The organism is Phyllobacterium ifriqiyense (assembly GCF_030817885.1).
Classification (GTDB): Bacteria; Pseudomonadota; Alphaproteobacteria; order Rhizobiales; family Rhizobiaceae; genus Phyllobacterium; species Phyllobacterium ifriqiyense.
This window is the reverse complement of the sequence record NZ_JAUSZT010000002.1, coordinates 562144-576247: the sequence shown is the minus strand read 5'-3', so window position 1 is coordinate 576247 and position 14104 is coordinate 562144. Positions and strand designations below refer to the sequence as shown.

Below are 14104 nucleotides of genomic sequence, written 5' to 3'. Positions count from 1 at the left end.
CGCCTTTCGGCGGCGCGCAGCTTACGCAGCCTTAGTTGGCGCTATAATCCTTGCCGTACCATTTGGTCGTCAGGGTCGCGAGCGTACCGTCAGCACGCATGGCAGTGATGATTTCGCCAACCTTTGCTGTCCATTCCGGATCACCTTTTTCTGCAATAACCACGAGTGGTTCGCGGAAAGCATAGCCACCTTCAAGAATCCGGACGGGATAGCCGTTCTTCACTGCGTTCTGCGCTGTCTGTTCCGGCGCAATGACAGCATCAAGACGCACGCCGTCACCGAGGCGCAAATCGTCAAATGGCAGCATGGAATCGGCAAAGGTGCGAATTTCGCCCGGTTCGATCTTGTATTTGACAGGTGGCAATCCTGGCGCGTCAATCTCTAGCTGGCGGCGGATAAAATCTTCGGAGGTCGTCGCGGTCTCAACGCCGATTACCTTGCCGTTCAGATCATCGACGGACTTCGCCTTGCTGTCCTTGTGCACCACATAGACATAGGGGCTGTAATAATAGACCGATGCGAAATCGATAACCTGCGCACGCGCTTTGGTTGGCGTCACTGAACCCACGCCGACATCATAGCGTCCCTGCCAGCGTCCGCCGGTCAAAGTTGCCCAATCCGGCGTCTGAAACGAGACTTCCACACCAAGACGCTTGCCGATTTCTTTGGCCATATCGATATCGAAACCGACCATTTCATTGTTATCGTCAAGATAGCTCTGTGGCGGCCAGCTGCTGTTGGTAGCGACGACCATAGCCTTCTTTTCCATAACGCGGTCAAGCGTTGTGCCAGCCTGAGCGGCGGTGGATGTTGCCAGAACCAAGGCTCCAAAGATCATGCTTTTAAGAACGTTGTTCACACTATTCCTCCTTAGGTGATCGAGCTGTCCTGTCCCCGTATTTATTATTATGTAAGACAGCGGGAGGGAGAATGTGCGCCCCTTATCCAGCGTAAGCAATAGGTGTTGCCCAGCCAGTTGCCGGTGCAGCATCGAAACTTATTGCAATTTCGTTATAGGGTCATGCCCTCACCACATCGGGCGGGCAATTTCTTCCAAGCATAGCTCAAATGTGATGCAGACAGGGTTATCACCACGCTCCAGAAAGCCGCGCGTAATGGTTCCATGGGTATCAACCATTGCGATTTCCAGCCGGGTCGCAGCGGCGCCCTCGCTCACAATTCCCTCAAGAACAAACACTTCCGTGGCAATGTCATCGACAATGCTCCCACCCAGATAGCGGGCACCGATCAGACTGCCAACGCTGCCACGAACCAATGCATGTTCGATGCCATGCTTGCGGCATATGGCTTCCAAGGATTCAATAATGTCCTCATTAGGAGCAATACGGGCAAACACCATGCGCGGCCCCTGTTGGTCCGTTTTCAGTTCATTCAACGGTACGGGATGAAACAGCGTAAAGCCGGTTTCTTCGTCAGGCTCGGACACCATTGCGATACTATCAACAGCCCAAGCCGTGGCACGGATCGGCTGACTGACAATTGTCTCGTGCGGAAGGATGTGGCCCGCATTGCGACTGCCATCCGCCTCGTTCCAGATCGCGTGACAATGAATGAATGGTGCGCCATCGCGTTCGCCAAAGGTGACATTGCCGCGCTCGAGTTCCGTTTCATCCATCGGCGAATATTGACCGCTATACCATGCCGCATGAACACCATCGGTCGATAGAGCCGGCATCAGATAGTGAAGCGGGGCAAATGAGCCATCCTCAATGGCCAGCGCCGCTGCCCGGATATTTTCTGCAAGCAATGGACGCGCAATCGCGTCGTTGATGCTGAGGCCAGGGGCAAGAGTGAACTCTAACTTACGGCCCTTGCCCTCGAAGCTTTCGAACCGCTGCGCTGCAACCGGACCCGGTTGTATCAGACTGCGATCAGACACCCGCAACCGCCGAACAGCTTTGCCCGCCATCAACGGGGAGGCAGACGCCGGTGATAAACCGTGCTTCGTCGGATGCGAGAAAGACCGCCGCATTGGCCACGTCAAAAGCCGTTCCCATATGGCCCATGGGCACAAGCCGGTTTCTCTCATTGACCATATCTTCAACGGAAGCGTAATTGCCTGAAATCTGTTTATAGATCAGGGGCGTATCTATCAGTCCCGGCATTATGCAGTTGGCCCGAATTCCATGTTTTGCATATTGCATGGCGAGTGCCACTGTAGCCTGATTGACTGCGCCCTTGGCCGTATAATAGGCGAAATAGGGATATCCAGTCCAACGGATCCCGGCCAATGACGAGATATTGATGATCGCGCCGGATTTCCTCGCCATCATATGGGGCAGGACAGCCTTTGCCGTACGGAAAACCGAGCCGACATTAATATCGAGTGATGCCCGGAAAGCCTCTTCGCCGAGCTCTTCCGGACCGCCTGCCGTCACCACGCCGACATTGTTATGAAGGATATCAATCCTGCCATATTGCCGAATGGCTGTATCGACGACTGCGTTTATAGAACTGGTATCTGTGACATCAACCGCAATTGCGATGCCCGCCAGCCCTTCGCCCGAAATGATTTCGGCCGTTTCCTTCGCAGAATCAAAGCTCAAATCGGCACATAAAACCGTGGCGCCCTCGCGGGCATAGGCCAGAGCCGTGGCTTTGCCATTGCTCCAACCCTCGCCTGATGAACCCGCGCCAAAAACAATCGCGATCTTGTCTTTCAGTCTGTCTGCCATCAAAGAAATCCAATCGAAATCCAAGGTATGGCTGCAACCAGAATAGTCCCGATCACAAGCGCGGCAAGGTAACCCCAGATCGGTCTCATGCCCTCATCCGGATTGACGCGGCCAATGGCGCAAGCGGCATAATAGCCAACACCAAATGGCGGCGCGAAAAGGCCAATGCCCATGGCGAGAATAACCACCATTGCATAATGGACCTCGTGCACGCCAACCTGTTGCGCAATGGGAAACAGCAGCGGGCCGAAAAGGACGATTGCAGGAATACCTTCAAGCACACTGCCAAGGATGATGAAGGCGACAATCGAAACCGCCAGAAATGTTATGGGACCGCCGGGCAATGCGCTCATGACTGCAGCGAGGTCACGCGAGAAACCTGACTGCGTCAAGGCCCAGGCCATGGCCGTTGCCGCGCCGATGATAAGAAGGATCGCGCCTGACAATGACGCCGTATCGACGAGCATCGGCTTCAGGCGCTTCCAGTCGAACTGCCGGTAAATCAGCAGGCCCGCCAGAACAGCATAGACGATGCCGATGGTGGATACTTCTGTCGCCGTCGCCACGCCCTCCACGACAGCCGCGCGGATGATGAATGGCAAGGCCAGAGCCGGCAACGCAATCAGGAATGCGCGGCCAATCTGGCTGCCAGTTGCCTTGGTTACGTGGGAAAGGTCCTCATTGCGGTAGCGGTGCCGGACGACAAAGCACAGCATGATGGCAAGCACCACCCCGGGCAGCAATCCTCCAGTAAACAACGCGGCAATTGAAACGCCAGTCACTGAGCCAATTGTGATCAGCACAAGACTTGGCGGTACGGTTTCGGTCTGGGCCCCCGTTGCGGAAAGTAGCGCAACAAGCTCACCCGGTTTTGCGCCGCGTGCTTTCATTTCCGGGAACAGAACGGGCGCAACAGCAGCCATATCGGCCGCTTTTGCACCGGAAATGCCGGAGACGAGATACATGGCACCGATGAGCACATAGGATAATCCACCCCGGACATGCCCAAGCAGGCTGGCGAGAAACTGTACCATCGCCCGCGCCATGCCGGTCATTTCGATGAGCACGCCCAAAAAAACGAAGAGCGGAACCGCGAGCAAAATGAGATGCGACATGCCTTCGTCCATGCGCCCTACGACAACCAGCATCGGGACACTTGTCGTCAAAGACAGATAGCCAAATGTCGCCAAACCAAAGGAAAAGGCAATCGGCACACCGCTCAATACAAGCGCAGCGACAATCCCGACGAAGAATATCAGCAGATTGAGATTACCAAGCGTCTTCAAGGATGGACCAAGCAGCCACAAGACCAAAGCAATAGTACCGATGAGAACCACGGCGGTAAAGACATTGCGCAGATTGGAAACCTGAAAAAGCTTGATCAGTGATGAAACAATCATAAGGGCTGCACCAACCGGCAGTGCCGCCGCCCGCCATGCATTGGCAATCTCCAGCGCAGGCGTGGTTATATAGGTTTCTTCATGGGCATAATCATAGGCCGGGTAAATGATCAACAGAAGGAACGCCAGCGCACCGACCACCGCAACCACGTCGAAAAATGCGCGCCTTGCCGGGTTCATCATGCCAACCAGCGCAGTCATGCGCATATGCTCGCCGCGCCGGAAGGCTACCACTGCACCGAGCATGGCAAGCCAAAGAAACAGGATCGACGCCAGCTCGTCTGACCAGATCAAAGGACGATGCAAAACATAACGCGCGACGATGCCTGCGAAGAGAATGACCACTTCGGCAACCACCAGGACAGCCACCGGATATTCGACCAGATGGCCGAGAAGCCGGTCACATTTTGAGAGAAAAGATTGGTCGCCGCGTTGTGCAGGAGATAGAATACTCTCCTCGCCTGCAGCGACCGCGCCTTCGGTTATTTTGATTCCGGTCATCGTCTGCGGCTCTTCAATCAGGCCAGCTGTCCGACGACTTTTTCCAGAAGTCCCCAAGCCTCATCGCCATATTTGCCCTTCCACTCGGAATAGAATCCGGCGCTACGCAATGCCTCACGGAATGGAGCAGGATCGGGCGTATTGAATTCGAGGTTTTTGGACTTAAGATCCGCCTGCAAGGTCTCAGTCAATTTGGCAACATCGTCGCGCTCGGCCAGACCGGCAGCATTGATGTTTTTGGAAACAATTTCCTTGATATCGTCCGGAAGCGCTTCCCAGGCGCGGCGGTTCGACAGAAACCAGAACCCATCCCACATATGGCTGGTCAAGGAGCAGTATTTCTGGACCTCATAAAGCTTCGCAGTCGAAATAATGGCGAGCGGATTTTCCTGCCCGTCCACCACCTTTGTCTGCAGCGATGAGTAGACTTCATTGAAGTTAATGCTGGCTGGCGATGACTGGAAAGCCGTGAACATAGATGTCCATAAGGGGCTGACCGGTACGCGAATCTTGAAATTCTTGAGATCGTCGGGCGTTACAATTGGCTTTGTGCTTGATGTGATATGGCGGAAACCATTGTCCCAGATTTTGTCCATGGCAAAGAGATTGGACTTCTCGATCTGCGTACGCACATAGGCGCCAAGTTCACCGTCCATGGCCTTCCAGACCGTTGCACTATCGGGAAAGGCAAAACCGATACCGTTGATTGACGCGGCGGGCACGAGGGTCGAAAGAATAAGTCCAGACAGGGTGAAGAACTCGACCGCACCGGAACGCAATTGGCTCAATGTATCCGTGTCAGAACCGAGCTGGCTTGAGGGAAAGATCGACAGTTCAAACCGGCCGCCTGTCTCTTCCCTGATCTTGTCAGCGGCTTCTTTGGCTCGAATGTTCATTGGATGGGAAACAGGCAGGTTATTGGCATATTTATAAGAGAACTCAGCAGCCATGGCCGGGCGTCTCATAATAAATGGACTGGCAACCAGTGTTGAGCCAGCAGCCAGCAAGATCTGGCGACGTGAAAAATTGTTCATTGAAGTTCCTCCCGGGTATCTCTTGCAGTTCTGCGAACCTGCCGGATAGGGCAACCTCCATTGCCATATCGACACTGCGATCCATATTATAGAATGCGCTCTCTCCTCGTTCCTGGAAAATCATAAACAAACAAAGCGGTCTTGCAATCCTTTTTATGGCATTGTCTTATAAGATTGAATCTTGATCCACATTATGGACCTTTTGGGAAACGGAAGATGGAACAGCGTGTCGCGTCGACATCCGGCCTTAGCGGTGCACAAAGCGTAGACAGGGCGCTTAGTCTGCTAAGCCTCGTCAGCTATTTTGGAGATCAGGGCTCGACCCTTAGCGAGCTTGTTGAACAAGGCGGCTTGAACAAGCCGACGACGCGCCGCCTGCTGCTTGCATTGATGCGTTCGGGCATGCTGGAGCAGGACGAGATGACCCGGCGTTATTTTCTCGGTGAGGAGGCTTACATTCTTGGCACACTGGCTTCGCGCCGCTATGGCCTGCTCCAAATTTCCCGCGACAGCCTGACAACGCTCTCCGCCAAGACCGAAGACACAAGCTTCCTTTCAATTCAGCGGGAAACGTCCTCCGTATGCCTGCACCGCGAGGAAGGCACATACCAAATTCGCACCCATGCCTTGCAAGCGGGCTATCGCCATCCGCTTGGCGTAGGCGCCGGTTCTTTGGCCATTTTATCAGCTTTGCCAGACGAGGAAATCGAAGCCATACTCGAAGCAAACGATCCGGTATTGCAAGCGGAATACCCCAATCTGGGACCCGCTCAAATCCGGGATGATGTTGCGACAACCCGGGAAGCTGGTTTTGCGCTCAATCCGGGCCGAATCCTTGCAAACTCCTGGGCAATCGGGCTTGCGATACACCATCCTGATGGGCGTCCTGCGGGCGCTTTAAGCATTGCCGCCATCGATAGCCGTATGCAGCCCGCCAGGCAGATCGAGCTTGTCGCGCTTATGCAGGTGGAGGCAAGGAAGATTGAGGCGCGGCTCGCCCATCTTCAACCTTTGAATGGACGGATAAAACGTCCTGTCAATCCAGCAAGGCTGGGAACAAAGGTCGAGGGAGCAAATTAATGGCGCAGGCTGAGGGACTGGCTATTTTGCCTATGAGCAAGCGGGTGATGAACCTTGCCAATTTCCTGAGTGAGGCCGCGCGGCGGTTTCCCAAAGAAATCGGGTTTGTCTGGGGAAATAAAAGCTGGACCTGGTCGCAGATTGACCAGCGCGTCAATGCGATGGCTACAGCCTTGCAAAGCAAATTTGGCGTTGTGCGGGGCGATCGCATTCTCATCCAGTCGCAAAACTGTAACCAGATGTTTGAATCAATGTTTGCCTGTTTCAGGCTTGGGGCCGTATGGGTACCGGCAAACTTCCGGCAAACACCGGAGGAAGTAGCCTATCTTGCCAGTGCCAGCGGGGCAAAGGGCATGATATGCGCTAACGCCTTTCCCGACCATGCCGCTGCATGCCGCGCCTCAAGCAACGAACTGGAATTCATCGTCAGTATTGGCACGAGCAAGTTCGGCGATGAGTATGATGATCTGGTTGACGCATTTTCCGGCCAGACAACGCAAATGGCTTTGGTTAATCACGACGACCCCTGCTGGTTTTTCTTCACCTCCGGCACAACCGGCAGACCGAAGGCCGCCATTTTAACCCATGGGCAAATGGCTTTTGTCATCACAAATCACCTTTGCGACCTGATGCCGGGAACAACACATAAGGACGCTTCGCTCGTCGTTGCTCCTCTGTCTCATGGTGCCGGTATCCATCAGCTCACGCAGGTGGCGCGAGGCTCGAAAACCATTTTGCTGCCTACGGAAAAGTTCGATGCGGCGGAAGCTTGGCGACTGGTGGAAGAATGGAAGGTGAGCAACATGTTCACCGTTCCGACGATCCTCAAGATTCTGACCGAAAACCAGTCGGTCGCAACCTATGATCATTCATCGTTGCGTTATGTGATTTATGCTGGCGCTCCAATGTATCGCACCGACCAGATCCACGCACTCAAGACGCTGGGGCCGGTCCTTGTCCAATATTTCGGCCTCGGGGAAGTAACGGGAAACATCACTGTCTTACCGCCCGCATATCATTTTGCAGAAGACAATACGCAGGCAAAAATCGGCACTTGCGGATTTGCCCGCACCGGAATGCAGATATCCATTCAGGATGATAATGGCAACGAAGTCAGCGCCGGTGCAACGGGCGAGATCTGCGTCATAGGCCCTGCGGTATTTGCGGGCTATTACAACAATCCCGAAGCCAATGAGAAAGCATTTCGTAATGGCTGGTTCCGGACTGGCGACCTCGGCCATCTGGACGAGGAAGGCTTTCTTTTCATCACTGGGCGCGCCTCTGACATGTATATTTCGGGCGGTTCCAATGTTTATCCCCGTGAGATCGAAGAAAAAATCCTCACTCATCCAGATATAAGCGAAGCAGCGGTGATCGGTATTCCCGATCCCGTATGGGGCGAGGTCGGGCTTGCGATCTGCGTGGCAAAAGCTGGCGCGGCGCCCGACGGCGCGGCCATTATCGATTGGCTTGGAAACAAGATGGCGCGGTACAAACTGCCCAAGCGTCTTGTTTTCTGGCCAGAAATGCCAAAGTCCGCATATGGAAAAATTGCCAAGAAGCTGATACGGGACGAGCTCATCAGGCGAAAGGAACTCGACGCCTGATTTCTCCAAACTCGAGCAGGCTGCGTGTGAAACCAAAAGAGATCGCGATTATCGGGGGTGGCCCCGCCGGTCTGGCAGCAGCAGAGGTACTGTCTTTTTCCGGTCATTCGATAACTGTCTATGACAGCATGCCAACGCTCAGCCGGAAGTTTCTGCTGGCCGGCAAGTCAGGGCTGAATCTCACCCATGCCGAAGACTATGGGCAATTTGTGATGCGCTTTGGTTCGGCGTCAGATCGTTTGCGCCCGGCGCTTGACGCTTTCAGTCCGCTAGCCGTTCGGGCATGGGCAGAAGAGCTCGGCGTTAAAACCTTCATTGGCACATCCGGCCGCGTATTTCCAACAGCGATGAAGGCTTCCCCTCTCCTGCGAGCGTGGTTAAAACGGCTGGAAACATGCGGTATAAAAATTCGTACACGCCACCGCTGGACCGGGTTTTCTGGGAGAGACTATCTGTTTGATACGCCGGATGGTCAAAAAATGATACAGCCGGATGCAGCTTTGCTTGCACTTGGTGGTGCAAGCTGGCCGCGTCTTGGCTCCGATGCCAGTTGGCTCCCATGGCTGCAAAATGCCGGTGTGAATGTTGCTAGCTTTCAACCGGCCAATTGCGGCTTTGAGGTCGCTTGGGATGACATGTTCCGGGAACGTTTTGCCGGTGCGCCCGTCAAATCCGTGACAGCCACTTCCGATGCCGGTATAATTCCCGGCGAATTCGTGATTACCCGCCACGGCATTGAGGGCAGTCTCGTCTACGCGCATGCAGCGAACCTGCGCGAGCGACTGGCATCCCAGGGCGAAGCTGCGCTTCTGGTGGACCTTGTGCCGGGCCGAACGCTGGAACGCTTGGTCAAAGATCTGGCGCGGCAAGGCGGCAAATCAAGCTTTTCGAACCGCCTGAGAAAGGGCGCGGGAATTGATGGCGTGAAGTTGGCTTTGTTGCGTCATTTCGCTGACGACACCGATCTGACAAACCCTGAAAGTACCGCACGGCTCATCAAGCATTTGCCTATCTCTGTTTCAAGACCCCGCCCGATAGCAGAGGCAATATCCTCCGCAGGCGGTATTCGTTGGGACAGTGTTGGCGAAAACTACATGCTTAAAGCAATCCCCGGTCTCTTCGCTGCCGGAGAAATGCTTGATTGGGAAGCGCCGACAGGGGGGTATCTGCTCACGGCTTGCCTGGCTACGGGCCGCGCAGCAGGGCGCGGCATTGCCGAATGGCTAAAGTGCTAGCCATTTTTCAATGCCAATTGCCGCCAGAAAGTCTTCATCATGACTAACGACAAGCAATGCACCGTCATAAGCATTCAGTGCCGTTTCGATTGCTTCAACCGACATAAGGTCAAGATGATTTGTAGGTTCATCGAGAATCAGCAGATCAGGAGGTGCGTTACTGCCCAACACACAAGCCAGCCCGGCGCGAAGTATCTCTCCCCCGCTTAAGGAGGAGGCCAGCCGTAGCGCACTATCGGCCCGGAAGAGAAACCGTGCCAATGCAGCACGGCAATCATTGTCCGTACTGTCGGGATTGAGGCGTTTGAAATTTTCCAAAATCGTGCTTGCAGGATCAAGCAGGCTGACACACTGGTCCAGCATGGCGAATGGCCCCGAGCGGTGAAGTCTTCCGCTTGTGGGAAGAAGCTCGCCCATTGCGAGACGAAGGAGTGTGGTTTTGCCTGAACCATTGGGCCCTGTAATGGCCATGCGTTCGGAGCCAGTTATTGTAAAGGAGAGCTCGTTGATTATCGGAGCCCGCATGTCCGGCCCACCGAATACCTCATCAAACGCAAGTACAATTTTTCCAGCCGGTGTGCGGGATGCCCCGATCTCGAAGGAGAGTGACTTTAGGCGCTCAATGTTCGAGACGGCCGATTGCAGTTTCTGTTCAGCCTTTTGACGCTGCCTGTCTGCCAATTGCTTGCCACGTCCTGAGCTTTGCTCCGCGCGATCTTCACGTGCGTCCAAAATGAGCTTGCTGAGGCCCGCTTTGCCGCGTGAACGTTTTCCCGCAGAATCCTTTTTGGCCTTGCGCTCTGCAGCAATCTGTATCTTGCGGGAGAGCAGCGCGGCATCGCGTTCGGCAACGATCAATTCGCGTTCTGCTGCTTCTACCTCCCGGCCTTTCTGTTCTTTATAATCGTCCCAATTGCCGCCATATGTTTTTACGCCAAGGCCGGATAATTCGACGATCCGGTCCATCTGGCGAAGTATCTGCCTGTCGTGGCTGACAACCAATGCCCCTCCTTTCCAATGGAGGAGAAAGTCCGTCACGGCCTCCCTGCCCTCACGATCAAGATTGTTGGTAGGCTCATCAAGCAGAATAAGATCAGGCTTGCTGAAGATCAGGGCGGCAAGTGCAATTCTGGTTCTTTGTCCGCCACTTAATGTCGACAGATCACGTAGCGGGTCACATTCCTGCATTCCCACTTGTGCCAATGCCTCGATCAACCGTGATTGGAGAGTCCAGTCCGCCTTCTCAAAGTCGGCGGGCGTGCCATTGCCAGCCATAATCCGCCATATCGTTTGATAGGCTTCGGCAACGCCCATCGCGTCGACAACCGTTCTGAAATCTGAGTTGTGAACAGATTGTTCAAGAAGGCCAAGAGAGCCTGTTCGACTGACCGTGCCGGATTGCGGGGCGAAGTCACCCGCGACGAGTTTTAAAAGAGTGGATTTGCCCACACCATTGCGCCCGACAAGGCCGGTACAACCACGCTCAAGACTGAGGTCCAGGGATTTGAAGAGTTCGCGGCCTTCAGCCGTGGTGTGGGAAACATTCTGCAGAATGAGAAGAGCTGACATGACCAACCGATAATTCAATTGCGGATAAGGCGAATGAAGTTTCGGTTGTAATTTTCATTGTCGTAAGCTCCTGCGTATGTCCCCCCAAAACTAGGTGCGGAATGTTGTAATATCAAGGCAGCCAGAACGACGCTGTGTCAGTCATCTGCTTTTTGGCGTGAAACATTCATCTCCGTACGCTCTCTTGCCATGGTGGTAACGGCGGAGCGAAGTCCCGGATATCGCGAGGCGAAAATATTGAAATCCCGGCGGTCAAGGACCAGAAACTGACAGAAATCGATCGCCACGACATCCGCAGTGCGACGTCCGCCGCTCAAGAGCGCCATTTCGCCGAAAAATGCACCGGCATTCAACGGAACATCACCGCTGTCCAGCCGGACTTCCACAGCACCAGCAACGATGAAATACATGCCGTCACCACGATCGCCGACGCGAATGACGCGCTCGCCGGGAGATGCTGATTTGGGTCTGAACAGCAGGAACAGCTCTTCGCGCGATGTCTTGTCGAGCTGCGAGAAAAGTGGAAACGTTTCAATAAGCTGCTTAAGCTCCTGCTGGTGCTTCTTGTCGCGCTCTTCACCCGCGACCCTTATAATGGCCAGTTCGCGCTCCAGCTTCTCATGCTTCATTTTCCCATGCCGGTCGCACCAGATGGGCCACTTGATCAGGGCGGTCTTCTTAAGCCTTTCGGCGGCAGCAAAAATCAGCGGGTTGAGAGTAATCGAAAGGATTGCTCCAGCCAGAATAAGGTCTTGCCCCTCCTTGGGAAGAAGCTTCAGCGAAACGCCAAGCCCTGCAAGAATGAAGGAAAATTCGCCGATCTGGGCAAGTCCTGCTGCAACTGTCAGGCCAAGGCCGATCGGATAACGAAGAGCCAGCACAATCCCCAAAGCGATAACGGATTTTCCAAGGATAATGATCAGCAGAGTTCCGATGACCGCCAATGGTTCGCGCAACAGAATGGAAGGATCAAAGAACATCCCGACTGATATGAAAAACAAAACCGAAAAAGCATTCTGGAGCGGCAGTGAATCGGCAGCAGCCCTGTGGCTGAGATTCGACTCACTCATGACGACGCCCGCAAAGAAGGCGCCCAACGCAAATGACACACCAAAAACTTCGGCAGAACCGAACGCAATTCCCAAGGCGATTGCCAGCACGGAAAGCGTGAACAATTCGCGCGAACCCGTACGTGCGATCAGCGTAAGAAGCCACGGCACGACCTTGGGGCCAAGATAGGCCGCCATTATCGCAAAGGCTGCAACTTTCAGCAGCGTAATTGCAAGGTTAAGCGCAAGCTGTGTTCCACTAATGCCCGTGCCGGTTGCACCGAGAACTTCAGCCAATGCAGGAAGCAGAACCAGGGCCAGAACCATGGCCAAATCTTCAACAATCAGCCAACCAACTGCAACGCGCCCGCTCGCGCTGTTAACGAGATTGCGCTCTTCCAGCGCTTTGAGAAGCACGACCGTGCTCGCGACGGACAGGCTAAGCCCGAAAACAACCCCGGCACCAATACCCCATCCGAAAAAAGAACTAAGGCCAATCCCCAACAAACTGGCAAGGAGTATCTGGATGATCGCGCCCGGCACAGCAATATTGCGGACGGCCAGAAGCTCCGATGCGGAGAAGTGCAACCCCACGCCGAACATGAGCAGTATGACGCCCATTTCGGAAAGTTGGCCCGCAAGTCCGCTATCGGCAATAAAGCCGGGCGTGAAAGGCCCCAGAAGAATGCCTGCGAAAAGATAGCCCACCAGCGGCGGCAACCATAATCTGTCAGCCAGATAGCCGCAAATAGCTGCGGCCACGAAGCTGACGGCAACTGTCGAGATCAAAGCTACTTCGCTGTGCACATCAACCCTTGGCGTTCCAGATTGCATTGATAAGTGAAACTATGAAGCGCGAGCCCCAGGCTATTTCAGCCCAAAGTTTCGATAAGAACGCTTACCACTAAATGCAACCAGAATCTCAATGCCGGATTGAATGCCGTGCCGTGTGCACCTCAATATCAGATCAGCTGACCTCTCTTGTTACGCTGGGGACCGCAGCAGTGCCTGCGCCATGCAGTGGATTCCGCCGCCGGTTTTGGAAATCTCGCTCATATCGACTGCCGCAACTTCAAATCCTGTCGCCCTCAGCTTTTCGATCAACGTCTTGCTTGATGTCGGTGCGATGATGCGATCCTTGCCGAGCGACATAAAATTGCACCCAAGATTCATCGTATCCTGAAAAGGCACATCGATTATTTCATGTCCCTTTGCTTTGAGCCAATCGACAATGCCAGGTTCCGTACAGGCAAGGCAAACGGCAGTGAGCTTTGGCGCGATCGGCACGACCATCAGATCAATGTGGACATAATATTCGTCGATAAAGGCAAGCCGTGTTTCCCAACCTTCTTTGCGGAACCACTCCTCGACTTGGCGTGCCCCCTCTTCCTGCGTCCGCGCACCGCCGCATCCGATCAGGACGCAGCCTTCTTCAATGACGTTAAAATCGCCACCCTCAAAGGTTCCGGCTGTGACCATATCGTAGATCGGAATACCCAGCCGTTCATAGGTGCGGATCGCCGCGTAGTTTTCTCCGCGTCGCCACCAGTTCGCCATGGCGGTGATGATTGCGCCATAGGGCGTCATGACGCTGGAGTCCCTTGAATAGACCTGCATGGGCAATTCAGGTTCCGGCTCGTGCCAGTGAATATTCACGCCGAAATGTTCGTAGGCGGCCACCAGCTCCTTATGCTGCGCCTGCGCGGTTTGAATATTGCAGGGAGCTTCACGCAAGTGTTTTCGGGAAAGTGAACTGGTTGCCATATGACGTAGAAATGCCGGCGATCCCAGCAACACATCAGTCAGCGGATCGGTCTCGTTGCGAAACCCCCAATTGACAAGCGGCTTTGTAGCGCCATTGGGGTTTCGCCGTTTCAATGTGAAAGCATCGGCATCAAAACCATTCTCGTGACGTGTCATTGCTTTCTCCTCA

11 protein-coding genes are annotated in these 14104 nt (G+C 54.3%); 3 read left to right on the top strand and 8 right to left on the bottom strand.

Going from position 1 to position 14104, the window contains the following annotated elements:
• Positions 1-31: 31 nt before the first annotated feature.
• From QFZ34_RS04320 to QFZ34_RS04300, 5 genes are all read right to left on the bottom strand, one after another.
• Positions 32-838 (bottom strand): transporter substrate-binding domain-containing protein, encoded by an 807-nt coding sequence (locus tag QFZ34_RS04320; protein WP_307278944.1) that lies wholly within the window; start codon positions 836-838, stop codon positions 32-34.
• Between the two features lie 189 nt (positions 839-1027).
• Positions 1028-1900, bottom strand: a complete 873-nt coding sequence (locus QFZ34_RS04315) for a PCC domain-containing protein (RefSeq protein WP_307277407.1) — start codon at positions 1898-1900, stop codon at positions 1028-1030.
• Positions 1893-2696 carry an SDR family NAD(P)-dependent oxidoreductase gene (locus QFZ34_RS04310; protein ID WP_307277404.1) on the bottom strand — a complete coding sequence of 268 codons (804 nt, stop codon included), beginning with the start codon at positions 2694-2696 and terminating at the stop codon, positions 1893-1895. Before QFZ34_RS04310 ends, QFZ34_RS04315 begins: the two co-directional genes overlap by 8 nt.
• Positions 2696-4597, bottom strand: coding sequence for a TRAP transporter large permease (locus QFZ34_RS04305; RefSeq protein WP_307277401.1), 1902 nt, complete (start codon positions 4595-4597; stop codon positions 2696-2698). The genes QFZ34_RS04310 and QFZ34_RS04305 overlap by 1 nt, the downstream gene beginning before the upstream one ends.
• Positions 4598-4614: 17 nt before the next feature.
• Positions 4615-5631: a TRAP transporter substrate-binding protein gene (locus QFZ34_RS04300; RefSeq protein WP_115055029.1), complete on the bottom strand. Its 1017-nt coding sequence runs from the start codon at positions 5629-5631 to the stop codon at positions 4615-4617.
• Positions 5632-5847: 216 nt separating this feature from the next.
• Here QFZ34_RS04300 and QFZ34_RS04295 point away from each other — a divergent pair, with 216 nt between their 5' ends.
• From QFZ34_RS04295 to QFZ34_RS04285, 3 genes are read left to right on the top strand one after another with little or no spacing between them, the layout of a single operon-like run.
• On the top strand, positions 5848-6711 hold the full coding sequence (locus QFZ34_RS04295; protein ID WP_115055028.1) for an IclR family transcriptional regulator: 864 nt from the start codon (positions 5848-5850) through the stop codon (positions 6709-6711).
• Positions 6711-8318 carry an acyl-CoA synthetase gene (locus QFZ34_RS04290; protein WP_307277400.1) on the top strand — a complete coding sequence of 536 codons (1608 nt, stop codon included), beginning with the start codon at positions 6711-6713 and terminating at the stop codon, positions 8316-8318. The genes QFZ34_RS04295 and QFZ34_RS04290 overlap by 1 nt, the downstream gene beginning before the upstream one ends.
• 26 nt (positions 8319-8344) lie before the next feature.
• Positions 8345-9553, top strand: coding sequence for a TIGR03862 family flavoprotein (locus QFZ34_RS04285; protein ID WP_307277399.1), 1209 nt, complete (start codon positions 8345-8347; stop codon positions 9551-9553).
• On the opposite strand, the gene QFZ34_RS04280 is transcribed toward QFZ34_RS04285, so the two are convergent.
• The 3 genes from QFZ34_RS04280 to QFZ34_RS04270 all read right to left on the bottom strand — a co-directional run bounded on the left by QFZ34_RS04280 (position 9542) and on the right by QFZ34_RS04270 (position 14091).
• Positions 9542-11122, bottom strand: coding sequence for an ABC-F family ATP-binding cassette domain-containing protein (locus tag QFZ34_RS04280; RefSeq protein WP_307277397.1), 1581 nt, complete (start codon positions 11120-11122; stop codon positions 9542-9544). The two genes, QFZ34_RS04285 and QFZ34_RS04280, sit on opposite strands and share 12 nt — an antisense overlap.
• A 137-nt stretch (positions 11123-11259) precedes the next feature.
• Positions 11260-12978: a cation:proton antiporter domain-containing protein gene (locus QFZ34_RS04275; protein WP_307277395.1), complete on the bottom strand. Its 1719-nt coding sequence runs from the start codon at positions 12976-12978 to the stop codon at positions 11260-11262.
• A 177-nt stretch (positions 12979-13155) separates the two neighbouring features.
• Positions 13156-14091: a dimethylarginine dimethylaminohydrolase family protein gene (locus tag QFZ34_RS04270; protein ID WP_115055024.1), complete on the bottom strand. Its 936-nt coding sequence runs from the start codon at positions 14089-14091 to the stop codon at positions 13156-13158.
• Between the last annotated feature and the right edge of the window lie 13 nt (positions 14092-14104).